A 15,432-nucleotide genomic window follows, 5' to 3' on the forward strand; every position below is an offset into this window, starting at 1 on the left:
AAACATGCAGTTCCGATAGGAGAAATGACGGAACTCAGACCTATTCAACGAAAATTCCCTGTAAATAGCCGGTTATCAGGGAAATCCCGCCAAAGCGACCCCGCCAATATGCGTCACTGAGACTTGGGACTGAATTGCACTCGGAGCGTGCGGTATGCTCCGTCTCTGATCGACAGCGCATGCGTCAACGCGCGGGAACTGCGGCACAATTCCGGGTCAGAAAATAAAACTGGATTGAGACGGGTATGAGTGGCGGGGAGACAGGGATTCGAACCCTGGGGACGCTCTCACGCCCAACGGTTTTCAAGACCGCCGCATTCGACCACTCTGCCACCTCCCCGTCGAAAGCAGGGTCTAAGGCCAAGTTGAAACGGTGGCAAGTCAAAAGAGGGAAATCTTGCCGAAGCCCAAGCAGTGGTCTTTCCATGGCATCACGCGCGGGTTATGATCTGCTGGAAAGACCAAATAATGCCAGCAAAACAGAACTGGCAGATCGGCGTCGGGGCACGGCGAACCAAGCCCCTTCAGGCAAGGGAATACGCGATGAATCGAGCGACTGGGACACGCGCAAAACCGCTGGGATTTGCGGTTCTGGCTGTGACTTTGGGGTTACTATCCGGCTGTGACGAGGCGTTGTTAAATTCCGGCGCTTCGCCGGGTGGGGACACAAGCGCATCGGATAACGATGGGAAAATCGAACTGCTACCGCAGGTTGCAAGCGGCTCGCAACGCGATGTCGAAGCCCCGGATGTCTTTGAAGTGACCGAAGCGGGTCTTTGGGATGGTCGTCCGTCACTGGGCGGAATATGGGTCGCACATCCAGACGCGGCACAACCTGAACGCGTTGTAATCAAGAATAAATCCAACAATAAGTCAGTAACAGGCGCCCTGTTTCGCCGCGAACGCGATTTGCCGGGCCCGGCACTGCAGGTCTCATCGGCGGCCGCTGAAAAACTCGGCCTTCTGGCTGGCGCGCCTACCAGCATCTACGTAGTGGCGCTGCGGCGTGAAACAGTTGAAGAAGCGCCCGCGGAAACGGACGAGGCACCGGCAGAGGCTGCCTCGGAAGATCAGGTTGTCGCTGACGCGACCGAGGCTTCGGAAGAAGCCCAGGAAGTTTCGGAAACCGCGGAAACGCAATCCGAAAAACCGGCAAAACGGAAGTGGTGGCAAAAGAAGGCCCCTGCCGCAGCCGCCACTGCCGGAGCAGCCGCGGCTGTCGCAACAGCCGAAACCGGGTCTGACGTTGCCGCCGAAGCCACCGAAAGCACTGCGGATGCAGCGGTTCAGGCGGATTCGACCCCCGGACTGTCCGACGCTCCGGTGCAGGCACCCACTGAAAAGCCCGCCAAACGAAAATGGTGGCAAAAGAAAGATCCTGACGAAATAACACAGACGCCTCTGGATCCGATTGCCGGTGCAGAAGCAGCGATTGATGCGGCGGAACCTACTCCGGTGGCCGCGACAACCGGCACTGCGAAGGTTTCGTCCTTGACCAAACCCTACATCCAGATCGGCACATACAGCGTTGAAAAGAACGCCAACAGTGCGGCAGAAAAAATCCGGCGGAACGGAATGGCAGCCGAAGTTCGGGAACTGAAAACCGCTGAAAACACGGTTTGGCGCGTCCTGGTTGGCCCTGCCATGACCCGGTCGGAACGCAAAGCCCTGCTTGGCGATGTCAGGGACCTGGGGTTCACCGACGCGTTCACCACAAGCAACTAGAATCAAGGAGGGCCCCTACGTGCTATCCTCTCTGCGAACATCTGTCTTAACGCTTGGGCTTGCCGTACTGGCCCTGCCTGCAAGCGCCTATGATACGACCGCGCGTGCCGCTTATGTCATCGACCAGACGACAGGCACGGTTTTGCTTTCCAAGGAAGCCGACCTGCCGCTGCCACCGGCATCGATGTCCAAGCTGATGACGCTCTATGTTGCGTTTGAGGCGCTGCGGGACGGGCGCCTGACACTGGATGAAAAACTGCCGGTGTCGGAACACGCGATGAGCTATGGCGGCTCGACCATGTTCCTGAACACGCAGGACCGCGTGCGGGTCGAAGATCTGCTGCGCGGTATCATCGTTCTTTCTGGCAACGATGCTTGCGTCGTCATCGCCGAAGCGCTCAGCCCGGATGGAACCGAAGCCGGATTTGCCCGCTACATGACCCAACGCGCCAAGCAGATGGGCATGAACACGTCGAACTTCGCCAATTCCAACGGCTGGCCCGCTGCCGGACATATGATGTCGGTACACGACCTTGCCGTTCTTGCGGACCGCCTCATTGCCGATTTTCCGGAATACTATCCTTTGTTCGCCGAAGAGGAATTTGAATTCGACGGCCGCGCACCCTCGAATGCGCGCAACCGCAACCCGCTTCTGAAACTGGATATTGGCGCGGACGGGTTGAAAACCGGGCACACTCAGGAGGCGGGCTATGGTCTGGTCGGTTCGGCCAAGCAGGGTGATCGGCGTGTGATCTTTGTTCTGTCCGGCCTCGACAGCACGGCCCGCCGTGCAGAGGAGGCTGAGGCCGTGGTTAATTGGTCGTTTCGAAATTTTGTCGAGAGGACGGTTGCCAACCCGGAAACGCCGATAGCCGAAGCCAAATTGTGGATGGGTGCACAGAAGACGGTGGGATTGGTCCCGGAGGGCGATCTGACCCTGCTGTTCCCGGTTCTGGGCGATCAGGACGTGCAGGCCGAAGTGGTTTATGACGGCCCGATCAATGCGCCCGTCGCAAAGGGGCAGCAACTGGCGGAACTGGTGATCAAACCTGAAGGCCTGCCGGAAATCCGCCGCCCGCTGGTTGCATCCGAAAACGTGCCGCTCGGTGGCTTTGTGGTTCGCATGATGACAGTGGGCGGAATTGTTCTGAAGGACGTGATCAACGGCCCGCTGGGTGCAATGTGACGCGGCGCGGATTGTTTGTCACTTTTGAAGGAATTGACGGATCAGGCAAATCGACTCAGGCGCGCAGGCTTGCGGAACGCCTGCGCGAAGCTGGTCACGAGGTTGTCCTGACCCGCGAACCCGGCGGCTCAGCCGGGGCGGAAGAAATCCGGAAACTGGTGCTTGAAGGGGACCCCGACCGATGGTCGGCCGAAACTGAAATCCTGCTGTTCACAGCAGCCCGGCGCGATCATCTTGAGCGCACCATCGAACCCGCCTTGGCTGCGGGAAAGGTGGTGATCTGCGACCGTTTTGCCGACAGCACGCGCATGTATCAGGGCCTGTCCCGTGGCGATCTGCGGGGCCTGGTAGACCAACTGCACAGCTTGATGATCGGGCGCGAGCCGGATCTGACACTGCTGATCGACATGGACCCCAATACCGGCCTGTCTCGCGCCAAAGGGCGGCAGGGCACCGAAGAGCGGTTCGAAGATTTTGGCCCGGCCCTGCAACAACAGATGCGCGCGGGTTTTCTTGCGCTGGCGGATGAATATGCCACCCGGTTTCGCGTCGTGGATGGTAACCGAAACATGGACAGTGTCGCGCAGGATGTGACAGAAATCGTCATGCAAGCCTTGCCATAGACGAACGATGAACGACAACATTACTTTACCGGATCAGGCGCCCGGTGCACCGCACCCGCGCGAAACAGCCCGCCTTTTTGGTCAGGACGAGGCTGAACAGGCCTTTATGTCTGCCTATACTTCTGATCGTTTGCACCATGGCTGGTTGCTGACCGGTCCGCGTGGGATTGGTAAGGCAACACTGGCGTGGCGTATCGCCCGGTTTTTGCTTGCAACTCCGCCAGCAGATGATGGCGGGTTGTTTGGCGCTCCCCCTGCCCCGCAAACGCTGGATATCGACCCCGAACATCCTGTCGCGCATCGCATGCTGGCCGGAGCGGAACCCGGCCTTGCGACAATCACCCGGTCGCTGAACGATCAGGGTCGGCTGCGCAATGAGATCGTGGTCGACGACATCCGCAAACTCGGTCGGTTCTTTGGCCTGTCCTCTGCGGATGGCGGTCGGCGCGTGGTGATTGTGGATTCGGCGGATGAAATGAATGTCAGCGCGGCAAACGCGTTGCTGAAAATGCTGGAAGAGCCTCCGGCGCGGACAACGTTGCTGCTGGTTTCCCATCAGCCCTCGCGGCTGCTGCCGACGATCCGGTCCCGATGCCGAACATTGCGCCTGTCTCCGTTGGGACCCGACGACATGCAGGCGGCGCTGACGCAGACCGGGGCTGAACTGCCGGCACAACCCGACCATCTGGCGGCGCTGTCCGCAGGGTCGGTCGGGGATGCGGTCCGCCTGATCAATCTGGGCGGGCTGGAGATCTATGCCGAACTGATCGGCATTCTGGGCACCCTGCCCAGGCTTGACCGGCAGCGCGCCCTTGCTTTGGCCGAAGCCGCCGCACAACGGGGCGCGGCAGACTGGTTCGATCTGTTGCTGACCCTGATCGATCTGGCCCTGTCCCGTCTGGCGCTGACCGGCGCAAAAGGCGAACCGCCAAGTCCCGAAGCTGCCCCGAATGAGGCGCAAACACTGTCGCGATTGTCAGGATCACCGCATCAGGCGCGGCAATGGTCCGAAGCCGCGGCAATGATCACGGCACGCGCACGTCATGGACAGGCGGTGAACCTTGACCCTGCCGCTCTGGTCCTAGATACGGTGTTCAAGATACAGGAAACCGCCGGTCAGAGCAGATGAGCACCCTCCCTACGATCACCGACAGCCATTGCCATCTGGATTTCCCCGATTTCGACGGGCAACTTGACGAAATCATCTCACGCGCTGCCGAAGCGGGCGTGACCCGCATGGTTACGATCTGCACCCGGCTGCGTAACGAGCACATCGTGCGCGCGATTGCCGAAGCACACGCTCCGGTGTTTTACGCTGCGGGAACGCACCCCATGAGTGCGGCGGACGAACCCCTGGCAAGTGTCGACCAGCTTGTCGCCCTCTCGCACCATCCGAAATTCGTTGGCATCGGCGAAACCGGGCTCGATTATCATTACACCGCCGAAAGCGCCGAGATTCAGAAGAAGTCACTGCGTATTCATATCGAAGCCGCGCAGCGCACCAATCTGCCCCTGATCATCCATGCGCGTGCCGCAGATGACGACATGGCCCGGATCTTGACCGAGGAATACCGCAATGCGCCCTATTCCTGCGTGATGCATTGCTTTTCTTCGTCCGCCGAACTGGCCAAGGCGGCGCTGGATCTGGGGTTCTATCTGTCGATGTCCGGCATCGCGACATTTCCCAAAAGCCAGGAGTTGCGTGACATTTTCGCCAGCGCCCCGGTCGACCGTATTCTGGTCGAAACCGATGCGCCCTATCTCGCTCCGCCGCCTTTCCGGGGCAGGCGCAATGAACCGGCCTATACCGCCCACACCGCCCGCAAGGGTGCCGAGGTTTTCGGCATGGACTACACCGAGTTCGCGGCGCGCACACAGGCCAATTTTGACCGTCTGTTCACCAAGGCGGCGACATCACAGGCGGCTGCATGACCGAGCTGCGCTGCACCATCCTGGGCTGCGGATCGTCGGGTGGTGTGCCCCGGCTGGGCGGCCATTGGGGTGATTGCGACCCTGAAAACCCAAAAAATGTTCGCCGCCGCTGTTCCATGCTGGTCGAACGGGACGGCCCCGAGGGTACGACTTCGGTCCTGATCGATACGTCGCCGGATATGCGCAGCCAACTGCTGGATTCGGGAACCGGGCGGCTGGATGGCGTGGTCTACACCCATTCACACGCCGATCATGTGCACGGCATCGATGATTTGCGGATGATCGTGTTCAACATGCGCACCCGGGTTCCGGTATGGGCGGATGGCGACACGCAGAACGCCCTGCTGGGCCGGTTCGGGTATGCGTTCATCCAGCCCGAAGGCTCTCCATACCCGCCTATTCTGGACCTCAAATCCATAGATGGCCCGTTCGAGGTGGACGGCCCCGGCGGCCCGATCCCGTTTCATCCGTTCAAGGTCAATCACGGCTCGATCGACTCGCTGGGGTTCCGATTGGGAAAACTGGCCTATCTGCCTGATGTCGCAGAGATTTACGACGATGCATGGACCGACATGCTGGGTCTGGATTGCCTTGTTATCGACGCCTTGCGCCGGTCGCCGCATCCGACACATGCCCACCTGGAAAAGACCCTGGGCTGGATCAAAAAGCTGCAACCACAGCGCGCCATTCTGACCAACATGCATATCGATCTGGATTATGAAACGGTTGATACGGAAACCCCCGATCACATTACGCCTGCTTTTGACGGCATGGTGATCCGGCAGGCGCTCTGACCCTGTTACCGGCGCCTGCGATATCGCCCTTCGGGCCATCCCCGATCTCGCAGGCGGGGCGCTAGCATGCTGCAAAGCCTGATCAACGTCATTCTGCCGGTCTTTCTGGTGATTGGTGCAGGCTATGCGTCGACCCGATTGGGTTACTTCAAGGAAATCCACATCGACGGGCTGATGAAATTCACCCAAGGGTTTGCCATCCCCTGCCTGCTGTTTCTGGCAATTGCCCACCTTGACCTGAGCGCCAGCTTTGATCCCCGGTTGTTGGTCAGTTTCTATACCGCCGCCGCTTTGTGCTTTACGGCCGGACTTTTTGGCGCACGTCTGATCTTTGGCCGCGAGTGGGAGGATTGCGTCGCCATTGGGTTTTGCTGTCTGTTTTCGAACTCGGTGCTGTTAGGCCTGCCAATCACCGAGCGCGCATATGGCCCCGAGAACCTGACTGGCAACTACGCCATCATCGCGTTTCATTCGCCCTTCTGTTACGGGGTTGGCATCACGGTCATGGAGATCATTCGCAACCGTGGGAACGGTGGTGCGCATATGGCCCGGTCCGTTCTCACGGCCATGTTCCGCAACGCGCTGATTCTTGGGATTGCACTTGGCTTTGTGGTTAATCTGTCCGGGTTTGCAGTTCCGGCGGTCGTGGACGAGGCTTTGGGGCTGATCACCCGCGCCGCGCTGCCCGGCGCGCTTTTCGCTTTGGGCGGGGTGCTGGTAAAATACAAACCCGAAGGTGACTTTCGTACAATCGGTTTTGTCTGCTGCATTTCTCTGGCCCTGCATCCGGGGCTTGTCTGGCTGTTCGGCTCAGCGGTTGGCCTACCGCAGGATCTGTTCCGCTCAGGCGTTCTGAATGCTGCGATGGCACCGGGATTCAACGCGTATATCTTTGCAAACATGTATGGTCGCGCCAAACGTGTTGCCGCGTCGTCGGTTCTGATTGGCACCGCGGTTTCGATCCTGACAGTCTGGATGTGGCTGACCCTTTTAGGGTGATACGGCATTGACAATCCGCACCCGGAAAACACCTATCGCGATATCACACAGGAGACCCGGCAATGCCTCATGCTCTTATCGTCGCTCATGGCCAACCATCGGACCCGGCCCCGGCCGAGGCCGCGCTGGCGGCGTTTGCTGATCAGGTCAACAGGCTGGCGCAGGACGTCACGGTCCGATCGGCGACATTGGCCGCCCAGGGGGCATTCGAGTCGCGGTTGGACGAGCTGCCTGAAGATGTGGCGATTTACCCCCTGTTCATGGCCAAAGGCTGGTTTGTAACCAGTGCCCTGCCGAAGCGGATCGGCGAGCGTGGTGCCCGTATTCTGGACCCTCTGGGCATTGATCCGGACTTGCCCGAACTGACCGCCCGGTCGCTGCTTGCGACGTTGTCGGGGAAGAACTGGGAAACCAGCACGACGGATTTGGTGATTGCGGCCCATGGTTCCGGACGCAGCCGCAACCCTTCTGCCGTGACAAACAGTTTTGCTGATCAGTTGAGGGCGCATTTGCCCTTCCGCTCTGTCCGTGTCGGATTTGTCGAGGAACCGCCATCCATTGCCGAAGCCGCAGCAGGGTTGGGCGAACACGCGCTGTGCCTTCCGTTTTTCGCCTGCACGGGTGGTCATGTTCTGCAGGACGTTCCGGATCAATTGCAGCAAGCCGGTTTCCAAGGTGTTACATTGCCCGTGATCGGAGAGCTGCCTGAAATTCAGTCTCATATCGCGGATGTTCTGACCCGCGAATGCACCGCATAACAGGGCTTTCATAAACAAAAAACTGCACCGTTTCCGTCTCAACGCACATCTGCCGAATAACTGTTGTCCGATGCAAAGCCAAAGAAGCTAAGTTTAGCCTCAGCTATCGTGGTTTGACCATGTGCTCGCGCTGGACCGAGCTGGCAATGTCGGAAAAAAGGTGGTGACGGGACCTGCCGTTTCGCTTGGCCTCGTACAAGGCCAGGTCGGCGGCATGCAGTATTTCGGCAGGCTTGAGGATATCAAACTGTGTGGAAATCGCCGTTCCAATGCTGGCTGAAATCCGACATGGGTTCTGATCGAAACTCATCGGCTCGCGAAGCCTGCCGATTAAACGGCCCGCAATCGCCGACAGCTTCTTTTCATCCGTCAGGTTCCTAAAAACAATAACAAACTCATCCCCACCCATTCTGACGACTGCATCATCGCTGCGGGTCTCTTCGACCATAATCCGCGCAGCCTCTTGCAGAACAAAGTCACCGGCCGCGTGTCCCAACTTGTCGTTCACGGACTTGAAGAAGTCCAAATCAAGGTGCATCAGGGCAAAATCGGTTTGCGTCGATGCCATCTGGCCCAGTATGTGATCCATCGCGCGACGGTTTTTCAGGCCGGTCAACGTATCGGTAAAGGCCTGTTCTTCCGCCGCCACCCTGGCGTCCTGAAGGCGCCGGTTCAACGATCGCGACGCCTCCATCGCTGCGGACTTGGCCTCGACCAGATAAAGAAGCTCGATCGCAAGATCAGCACCGGAAAAATCTGCGCTGGTCAGCGCGTAGTCGCGAACAGCATCTAGGATCGAAATACCAAACGAAAGGTTGATCACCGCGCCACCTTGATCCGGCAGCGGGGTTATCAGCCCTTTCAAAGCCGTGCGTGGTTCATCGTGAAACCGCAGGTGCAGCTTTGCACCCGCCATCGACATCAGAACGGGAACGGTCGACACGGTCCGGGGGCGAACCAGTTCAAACAAGTCCAGAAAATTCTGCCCGGCCATTGCGCGTTCCGGCCGGAGCTTTTGCAGCGTCGGTCCGACCTGAACAATCCGCCCGTCATTGTCCAACAACAAGAACATCGGGCAAAGAGTTTCAAGCAAGACGCCCAGACCCCGCACATCCATCATGGTCTTCGCGCCCCAAGTTCAAATTGACGCCCTTCGGCAAAGGAACTCTCCACCAGGGCAATTGTAATGACATCAGCGTCCCCCTGTTGGCCGTCATGGGACAGCATCACCAAAGCGCCGTAGTCATCCGCCATGGCTCGCAAAACTCCGACCATGACACTAGAGTATCCCGGCAAGTCCGGAAAACAGTGCAACTGGTATTCAGCGCCGGACAGTTCACGCAATTCAAGCGCGGGCAGAGACAGGTCGGATACCGCCAGCCTGACCCGGTCGGACAAGTCGTCCAGGGAATGCAGAAACTCCACGTAAGTCACGCCGCCAAAACGCAGCAGGCGCCGCAACCCTTCGGTATTCGGATGCGAGACTAGATATGTCCCAAGGTCTTCAAGCATTTCGGCCCGTGCGCGGTTCCGGTCGGCACATAGCGCATCCAATACCCGCAACGAGGTGTCCGCATCATAGACAAGCATCGCTTCGAACTCGACAAACCCGAGTTCAGCCGCCGCGGCAACGCGCAGCCAGCATGCCTGCCCATAGGTCGCGCATACGAAGGACTGTACCGCCCGGTTGATCAGACCATGCATCAATTGCCCCGGATTGACTTCGCGTTCAATCTGGCCGGACAATCCTTAACAAATACCCAATACCCGCTGCGAAACCGGAAATATTGCAGCCATTCGAATTCCTAGAAATCCGTGGGCGCGCCACCTTCAGATTTGCGCCGCGCGACAAAGTCGGCCAATTCTTCGCGAATGCCCTCATCCAATGCAGGTGGTTCAAAGCTTGTGATAATTTCCTTGAACATGTGATGCGCCCGCTCGGCTGTCCAGATGCCTCCGGCCGCCGCCCAGCCTTCATAGTTCTTCCAGTCACTCAGAAACGGCTGGTAGAACGCGGTTGAGTACCGGTCTTGAGTGTGCTGGATACCAAAGAAATGCCCGTCGTTACCAACCGCTCTGATCGCATCCAGCGCGATCTCGTCCGGCCCTGTGGCGCAGATTTCTGGCTGCATATATCTTTGGATCTGCTGCAGAATCTCGCAATCCATGATGAATTTTTCAGGGCTCGCGATAAGGCCGCCCTCAAGCCAGCCTGCAGCATGGTAGACCATGTTCGTCCCCGACTGCACCGCTGCCCACAGCGAGTTCGATGTCTCCCATATCGCCTGCCCATCCGGGACGTTTGCAGCACAAACACCTGATGAGCGCATCGGCAGTCCGTAGAAACGTGCCATCTGCCCTGTCATTTGCGTCGACCGCATGTACTCCGGCGTCCCGAAGGCCGGAGCGCCGGACTTCATGTCTACATTTGAGGTGAAGGTTCCGATCACACAGGGAATACCAGGACGTACATACTGAAACAACGCAATGGCACACAGTGCTTCGGCCAGCGACTGCGCGACTGCCCCGGCCATGGTCACGGGTGCCATGGCCCCGGCCAGGGTAAATGGCGTCACCACAATCGCCTGCCCCCGACGGGCCAGTCGCAGACAGCCATCAATCATCGGGAAATCGTGCTTGAGAGGTGATGTCGAGTTGATGTTGGTGTACATCCGCGGCTTCGACTCGAACTCCTCATGGCTGAGGCCGCTGGCGATGCGCACCATTTCCATGACATCTTCCACACGCTCCTTACCCAGCGAATAGGCGTGCATGGCCTTGTCGGTCAGGGTCAGCTTGTCATACAGCACGTCCAGATGTCGCACACTGGCGTGAATATCCACCGGCTCGACCGGATAGCCGCCAGCAAAATGGATACAGTTGAAGTACTGCGTCAGCTTCAGCAGGTTCCGGCACATCTCGCGATTTCCCGAAACCTTGGTGCCGATCTCCATATCCCAGTAATTCGGCGGCGAAGAGACATTCCCGAACAGCATGGTCTTGCCGCCGACTTCGATCGTTTTGTCCGGGTTTCTCGGCGTGATGGTAAAGCTTGACGGCGCTTTGGCGATCATCTCCATGACAAAGTCGCGCCCCATGCGCACATTGTCGCCGTTGATGGTACATCCTGCTTCGCGCAGAATGCCCAGCGCCTCCTTGTTGTAGAACTCGATGCCGATCTCTTCGAGTATTCGCATCGCGCCCTCGTGGATCGCCTCGATCCCGGCCTGATCCAGCGGCTCGGTGGGTCTGTCGATATTGACGGGTGGGTTCCACGGCATCTGATCGATGACTGCGCTGCCCCGGCGAGCTGCGGCTCCCGAACGTCCACCACTTCTGCGTCTGCGCGTATTGCTGTCGGCCATTTGTTCCTCCGAGGCTTTTAATCAAAAAGCCCGGAAGTCTGGATTATGGCCGCTCTGTCTGCGACAGGTTTTGTCGGTTTCTTATTCCAAACCGCCGAAATCCGCTCAAATCGACCGATTTTCCGCCAGCCAAGCAGGAATGTGTCCGATATCCGGCAATACAACATCGGCCATCGGTGCGAGCGTTTCAGGGCCTGCAAGACCGGTCAAAACCCCGATGGTGGTCATGCCGGCGGCGCGGCCTGCCTGCAGGTCATGCAGGCTGTCGCCAACCATGACCACATTCGCAGGGTCCACACACACTTGTGCGGCAAAAGCCAGCAACTGGCCCGGTCCCGGTTTGCAGCCGTGGCCGCTGTCATATCCCGCGACAAAGTCGAAATGATCCCGGATTCCAACGGATGACAGATGCTCCAGCGCGGGTCTTTCACTGTCATTGGTGGCAACGCCCAGCTTAAAGCCGGCTTCCCGTAGCTGTTCCAGAAAAGGCACAAGCGGAACGGCCGGCGCCTGTGGGGCCGCGGCGGATTCCTCGTCGATCAACTCGATCAGGGCCTCGCAGGTCATCTCGGGTAAATAGGGAAGAAGCGCTTCTGCAATTTCCACAACGCTAGCGGCAATTACGATGCTGTCATGCGAATAGGTCCCCTTCTCGGGATCAAACCCGATCACCAGCGCAAGTTCCTGCGCCTTTGCCTGGTCACCCGATGACAGACGCAGCAGCAGACTGCGCCCAAATGTACCCCAGGTGTTTGCAAAGTCAAACAAGGTACCGTCCTTGTCGAACACGATGGCGTTTATTGGCATTGGGGCTCCTGCAAAAAAGTCGTCTCAGGTCCAGTGAACATCGGCTTCGCCAGACAACGCGGCGCGCGCCTGACCCGGCAGGTCATAAGGGACCGAATTGGCATCACAAAAGGCGATCACCCACGAATCGTCAAGCATCAGAAACTCAAGAACCGACGCCATGAAATCCGGCTCGCCAGCGCGGGCGCGCAGATCGCCGACCGATGCACCGGTCGAACCCAGAAACACCGGTAGAAGTTCCTCGTTACCGACAAGCCAGGTCAGCACATTCAGCGCCAGAGTTTCCGCCGAATTGCCGGAGATTGCCATATTCAAGCCTCGGATCAGAACTTGGAAAGGGTTTGTTAACCAGACTCATAAACACTTTGGCAGCACATGCAATCAACGGTGAACGAAAATGTCCGTGCAAGGAACTATCCTTGTCCTAGACGGGGCCTCGACCAATCGCATCATGCTGAAGGTTCAGCTGACTGCGGCATGGTATCACGTCGTTCAGGGTGAGAAGCTTGAGGGGCTGACACCCCTGTTGCGCCGTGTGCGGCCGGATCTGGTGCTGACGGCGCTCGCGCTGGCAGATGGAACCGCCGCAGATGTAAAGCGGTTGATTCAGAACATTCCGGATCTTGGAGACATCCCCGTGGTTGCCATCGCCCCGCAGAATGACAAAGCGGCCCGGCTTGAGGCGCTGTCTGCCGGGCTGGACGACGTTCTGGCCCATCCGTTCAAGGACAATTTGCTGATGGCGCGGGTTCGCAGCCTGCTGCGCATGCGCGCGGACGTGCAGGACCTTCAGTTCAAGGAAGATACGCTTCCCATCGGCTTTGCCGAACCTCCCGCCACATTGATCGCACCAACCGCGCCATCGCGGGTCGCAATTCTGGCCCCGTCCTACCGCACAGGTGCGTCGTGGTGCCGGGCTCTGCAGCAGCAGACGCATCATTACCTTTCCAAGCACACCCAATCGAACCTGAAAGACATCGTGTCAGGCCCTGTTCCGGATGCAATTGTGGTGGACCTGAACACCGCGCCCTCTTCCCTCAACGTTCTGGCAGACCTGAGATCGCGCAGCGCTACACGACACACCGTCCTGATCGGCGTTCTGGACAAAGAACACGCGCCCAATGCAGCCGAAGCGCTGGATCGTGGGGCTGACGCAGTTTGCCTGGGCGACTTCTGCGCACGTGAGATTGCGCTGCGACTGGACAGTCTGATTGCCCGCAAGTCCCGCACCGATCAGATGCGCGCCTCATTGCGTCGCGGACTTGCTGACTCATGGGTCGACCCGCTGACAGGTCTAAACAACCGCCGGTTTGCGATGCAGGCCGTTGGCCATATCGTCCGGCGATCCCGGCACACCGGCCGTGGGTGCGCTCTGATGCTGGCCGACCTTGATCACTTCAAGGCAATCAATGACCGGTATGGTCATGCCGCCGGAGACCATGTTCTGACCGAAGCGGCCAGACGCATGCGTAACGCGCTTGGCCCCCGCGGTTTTGTCGCCCGTTTCGGAGGTGAGGAGTTTATGATCGGGGTGCCTGACGCAACCAATGCGCAGGCATTGAAACTGGCAGATGCGATGTGCAGATCAATCCGCGAAAGGCCCTTTTCGCTGCCGGACCGGAACGGGTTCACCCAAGTCACGACCAGCATAGGCCTGAACGTGTTTCGGCCCCCTTACCCGCAATATCAAACCGAACACGCGCTTCTGGACAGTTTGATCAAATCCACAGACCAAGCTCTTTATGCTGCAAAAAAAGCCGGTCGCAACCAGATCAGCACCCGGCAAAACGCGGCGTAACACCGGTTTCAGCGCGTTTTAGTCCTTTTTCTTGTGCCAATGCCGACCGCGTTTTGTCACCTCGTCCAGCCGGTCGGCATACACTGCCCGTTCTGCATCGCTCATTGCGATGACACGCGCCAGCCACTGCCCTTGCAGGGCACCCTGCAATTCCGCCGAAGCCCGCGCCTGCTGCGTCAGCAAAACTTCGACGGCGGCCGGATCAAATGGCACGGTCCGCAAGGCCTGGCTGAGAACTGCGAAATCCTTGGACCTGTGCCGCGATCCCTCTTTGCGCAAACCGGACAGATCTGACCGCATCGCGGTTCGGTCCGGTTTGGGCAATGCCCGGTATAGAGCCGACCCGAACCCCGGCGGCGCCTTGGCATGATCGCTGCCCTTGACCCTCATGAAAGTCCCCAAAGCGATACCGATAATCAGCAAGTTAAGGGCCAGGGACACAGCCAAAAGTATCGGCATCCAACGGCGTTTTGGCTTGGGTGTTTCGCTCATTCCGTATCCTCCAGGAACACTGCATCCAGGTCCGCCACTTCATAGGTTGCGTCCTGCGAGAACAGATACGTCGCCGGGTCCGGTAGAAAGGCCGGAGCCGAGAACCCGATCCAGACACCCGCCGCACTGGCCGCGACCAGCCCGCCAAGGCCCTGCCAACCACCGATACCGTCCAGAAGGCGTTGCCACGTTCTGCGCCCCGGCGGGAAACGCTTGGCCAGCCGATCCAGTCGAACTTGTTCTGCGTCCGTCATAATCCGAACCGCCAGATCGTCCGGCAGGTGTCGACGCCCGGCTCTGGCCTGCGCAAACAGTTGATTCAGCTCGGTATCATCATCAGCCATCGTCATACCCCAGTTCGTCCCGACGCCCGGCAAGATATCCCGCCAAGGCGCGTTTTCCGCGTGCCGTCAGGCTTTCGACCGCTTCTACAGATATGCCCATGATCCCGGCAATCTCGGGGTTGGGCAGCTCTTCGATATGCCGCAATACAACTGCCTGTCGCTGCCGTTCGGGCAGATGAGACAGGGCGGATTGCAGCGCGTCTTTTCGGGCCTCGTCCTGCATGCGTTCAACCACGCTTGCGCTGTCATCCTCGGGATCGACACCTTCGGCCAGCCTGTCAGGCTGTTTCTTGCGGCGCAAGTCAACGCACAGGTTCAGCACCACGCGATACAGCCAGGTTGAAACCTTTGCCTGTCCCGGCATCCAATCCGGCGCCATCTGCCAAAGGCGCATCATCGCGTCCTGCGTGACATCTTCGGCTTCGGCTCGGTTGCCCAGCATCCGCAGGGCGACGGAAAAACAGCGCGGGCCAAGCCGGTCGGTCAAAACACGCGCCGCCGCCGCGTCGCCGGCGGCAAACCGCTCCAGCAACGCATCGTCACCGATTGCGTCCGCGGCGCAAGTCCCGCCGCGAACGTCTTGCGTTGAGGAGGTCAGATCCTCCATCC

At 59.0% G+C, this 15,432-nt stretch carries 17 protein-coding genes and 1 tRNA gene; 9 read left to right on the top strand and 9 right to left on the bottom strand.

Annotation, left to right across the window (positions count from 1 at the left end; translation table 11 throughout):
* Positions 1–250 precede the first annotated feature (250 nt).
* Positions 251–340 (bottom strand) — tRNA-Ser (locus ACR0J8_RS11965).
* Between the two features lie 128 nt (positions 341–468).
* Between ACR0J8_RS11965 and ACR0J8_RS11970 the strand changes: the two genes are divergently transcribed.
* The 8 genes from ACR0J8_RS11970 (at position 469) to ACR0J8_RS12005 (ending at position 8,017) form a co-directional block, all read left to right on the top strand.
* Positions 469–1,725 carry an SPOR domain-containing protein gene (locus ACR0J8_RS11970; RefSeq protein ID WP_480890380.1) on the top strand — a complete coding sequence of 419 codons (1,257 nt, stop codon included), beginning with the start codon at positions 469–471 and terminating at the stop codon, positions 1,723–1,725.
* Between the two features lie 19 nt (positions 1,726–1,744).
* Positions 1,745–2,911 (top strand): D-alanyl-D-alanine carboxypeptidase family protein, encoded by a 1,167-nt coding sequence (locus tag ACR0J8_RS11975; protein WP_480441340.1) that lies wholly within the window; start codon positions 1,745–1,747, stop codon positions 2,909–2,911.
* A complete protein-coding gene (gene tmk / locus ACR0J8_RS11980; RefSeq protein ID WP_480525275.1) occupies positions 2,908–3,534 on the top strand; it encodes a dTMP kinase in 627 nt (208 codons plus the stop codon). The genes ACR0J8_RS11975 and tmk overlap by 4 nt, the downstream gene beginning before the upstream one ends.
* A gap of 7 nt (positions 3,535–3,541) precedes the next feature.
* The gene (locus ACR0J8_RS11985) at positions 3,542–4,663 is read left to right on the top strand and encodes a DNA polymerase III subunit delta' (RefSeq protein ID WP_480890384.1); all 1,122 of its coding nucleotides are present in this window, start codon (positions 3,542–3,544) and stop codon (positions 4,661–4,663) included.
* Positions 4,660–5,466, top strand: coding sequence for a TatD family hydrolase (locus tag ACR0J8_RS11990; RefSeq protein WP_480890387.1), 807 nt, complete (start codon positions 4,660–4,662; stop codon positions 5,464–5,466). The genes ACR0J8_RS11985 and ACR0J8_RS11990 overlap by 4 nt, the downstream gene beginning before the upstream one ends.
* A complete protein-coding gene (locus ACR0J8_RS11995; protein WP_170615417.1) occupies positions 5,463–6,260 on the top strand; it encodes an MBL fold metallo-hydrolase in 798 nt (265 codons plus the stop codon). The genes ACR0J8_RS11990 and ACR0J8_RS11995 overlap by 4 nt, the downstream gene beginning before the upstream one ends.
* A 66-nt stretch (positions 6,261–6,326) precedes the next feature.
* A complete protein-coding gene (locus ACR0J8_RS12000; protein WP_480890390.1) occupies positions 6,327–7,259 on the top strand; it encodes an AEC family transporter in 933 nt (310 codons plus the stop codon).
* A gap of 62 nt (positions 7,260–7,321) precedes the next feature.
* Complete coding sequence (locus tag ACR0J8_RS12005) at positions 7,322–8,017, top strand: sirohydrochlorin chelatase (RefSeq protein WP_480525267.1); 696 nt, start codon at positions 7,322–7,324, stop codon at positions 8,015–8,017.
* 103 nt (positions 8,018–8,120) lie between these two features.
* Here ACR0J8_RS12005 and ACR0J8_RS12010 read toward each other — a convergent pair whose 3' ends face one another.
* The 5 genes from ACR0J8_RS12010 to ACR0J8_RS12030 all read right to left on the bottom strand — a co-directional run bounded on the left by ACR0J8_RS12010 (position 8,121) and on the right by ACR0J8_RS12030 (position 12,498).
* Positions 8,121–9,137: a GGDEF domain-containing protein gene (locus tag ACR0J8_RS12010; RefSeq protein ID WP_480525266.1), complete on the bottom strand. Its 1,017-nt coding sequence runs from the start codon at positions 9,135–9,137 to the stop codon at positions 8,121–8,123.
* Complete coding sequence (locus tag ACR0J8_RS12015) at positions 9,134–9,721, bottom strand: heme NO-binding domain-containing protein (protein ID WP_480525264.1); 588 nt, start codon at positions 9,719–9,721, stop codon at positions 9,134–9,136. The genes ACR0J8_RS12010 and ACR0J8_RS12015 overlap by 4 nt, the downstream gene beginning before the upstream one ends.
* A 101-nt stretch (positions 9,722–9,822) precedes the next feature.
* Positions 9,823–11,382 (bottom strand): trimethylamine methyltransferase family protein, encoded by a 1,560-nt coding sequence (locus ACR0J8_RS12020; RefSeq protein WP_170677788.1) that lies wholly within the window; start codon positions 11,380–11,382, stop codon positions 9,823–9,825.
* A gap of 105 nt (positions 11,383–11,487) precedes the next feature.
* Complete coding sequence (locus ACR0J8_RS12025) at positions 11,488–12,189, bottom strand: HAD family hydrolase (RefSeq protein WP_480525262.1); 702 nt, start codon at positions 12,187–12,189, stop codon at positions 11,488–11,490.
* Between the two features lie 24 nt (positions 12,190–12,213).
* The gene (locus ACR0J8_RS12030; protein ID WP_170615403.1) at positions 12,214–12,498 is read right to left on the bottom strand and encodes a DUF3572 domain-containing protein; all 285 of its coding nucleotides are present in this window, start codon (positions 12,496–12,498) and stop codon (positions 12,214–12,216) included.
* An 88-nt stretch (positions 12,499–12,586) separates the two neighbouring features.
* On the opposite strand from ACR0J8_RS12030, the gene ACR0J8_RS12035 reads away from it, so the two are divergent.
* On the top strand, positions 12,587–13,987 hold the full coding sequence (locus ACR0J8_RS12035; RefSeq protein ID WP_480525260.1) for a diguanylate cyclase: 1,401 nt from the start codon (positions 12,587–12,589) through the stop codon (positions 13,985–13,987).
* An 18-nt stretch (positions 13,988–14,005) separates the two neighbouring features.
* On the opposite strand, the gene ACR0J8_RS12040 is transcribed toward ACR0J8_RS12035, so the two are convergent.
* From ACR0J8_RS12040 to ACR0J8_RS12050, 3 genes are read right to left on the bottom strand one after another with little or no spacing between them, the layout of a single operon-like run.
* Positions 14,006–14,479 (bottom strand): periplasmic heavy metal sensor, encoded by a 474-nt coding sequence (locus ACR0J8_RS12040; protein ID WP_480525258.1) that lies wholly within the window; start codon positions 14,477–14,479, stop codon positions 14,006–14,008.
* Positions 14,476–14,823 (bottom strand): hypothetical protein, encoded by a 348-nt coding sequence (locus ACR0J8_RS12045; RefSeq protein WP_480525256.1) that lies wholly within the window; start codon positions 14,821–14,823, stop codon positions 14,476–14,478. The genes ACR0J8_RS12040 and ACR0J8_RS12045 overlap by 4 nt, the downstream gene beginning before the upstream one ends.
* Positions 14,816–15,430 carry an RNA polymerase sigma factor gene (locus ACR0J8_RS12050; RefSeq protein WP_480525254.1) on the bottom strand — a complete coding sequence of 205 codons (615 nt, stop codon included), beginning with the start codon at positions 15,428–15,430 and terminating at the stop codon, positions 14,816–14,818. Before ACR0J8_RS12050 ends, ACR0J8_RS12045 begins: the two co-directional genes overlap by 8 nt.
* Positions 15,431–15,432: the final 2 nt, after the last annotated feature.

Source organism: Ruegeria sp. N11 (assembly GCF_056531525.1).

Coding starts and splice junctions, on each gene's coding strand:
- ACR0J8_RS11970 (WP_480890380.1), top strand. CDS start 469: ATGCCAGCAAAACAGAACTGGCAGATCGGCGTCGGGGCACGGCGAACC.
- ACR0J8_RS11985 (WP_480890384.1), top strand. CDS start 3,542: ATGAACGACAACATTACTTTACCGGATCAGGCGCCCGGTGCACCGCAC.
- ACR0J8_RS11990 (WP_480890387.1), top strand. CDS start 4,660: ATGAGCACCCTCCCTACGATCACCGACAGCCATTGCCATCTGGATTTC.
- ACR0J8_RS11995 (WP_170615417.1), top strand. CDS start 5,463: ATGACCGAGCTGCGCTGCACCATCCTGGGCTGCGGATCGTCGGGTGGT.
- ACR0J8_RS12000 (WP_480890390.1), top strand. CDS start 6,327: ATGCTGCAAAGCCTGATCAACGTCATTCTGCCGGTCTTTCTGGTGATT.
- ACR0J8_RS12005 (WP_480525267.1), top strand. CDS start 7,322: ATGCCTCATGCTCTTATCGTCGCTCATGGCCAACCATCGGACCCGGCC.
- ACR0J8_RS12010 (WP_480525266.1), bottom strand. CDS start 9,137: ATGATGGATGTGCGGGGTCTGGGCGTCTTGCTTGAAACTCTTTGCCCG.
- ACR0J8_RS12015 (WP_480525264.1), bottom strand. CDS start 9,721: ATGCATGGTCTGATCAACCGGGCGGTACAGTCCTTCGTATGCGCGACC.
- ACR0J8_RS12020 (WP_170677788.1), bottom strand. CDS start 11,382: ATGGCCGACAGCAATACGCGCAGACGCAGAAGTGGTGGACGTTCGGGA.
- ACR0J8_RS12025 (WP_480525262.1), bottom strand. CDS start 12,189: ATGCCAATAAACGCCATCGTGTTCGACAAGGACGGTACCTTGTTTGAC.
- ACR0J8_RS12030 (WP_170615403.1), bottom strand. CDS start 12,498: ATGGCAATCTCCGGCAATTCGGCGGAAACTCTGGCGCTGAATGTGCTG.
- ACR0J8_RS12035 (WP_480525260.1), top strand. CDS start 12,587: ATGTCCGTGCAAGGAACTATCCTTGTCCTAGACGGGGCCTCGACCAAT.
- ACR0J8_RS12040 (WP_480525258.1), bottom strand. CDS start 14,479: ATGAGCGAAACACCCAAGCCAAAACGCCGTTGGATGCCGATACTTTTG.
- ACR0J8_RS12045 (WP_480525256.1), bottom strand. CDS start 14,823: ATGGCTGATGATGATACCGAGCTGAATCAACTGTTTGCGCAGGCCAGA.
- ACR0J8_RS12050 (WP_480525254.1), bottom strand. CDS start 15,430: ATGGAGGATCTGACCTCCTCAACGCAAGACGTTCGCGGCGGGACTTGC.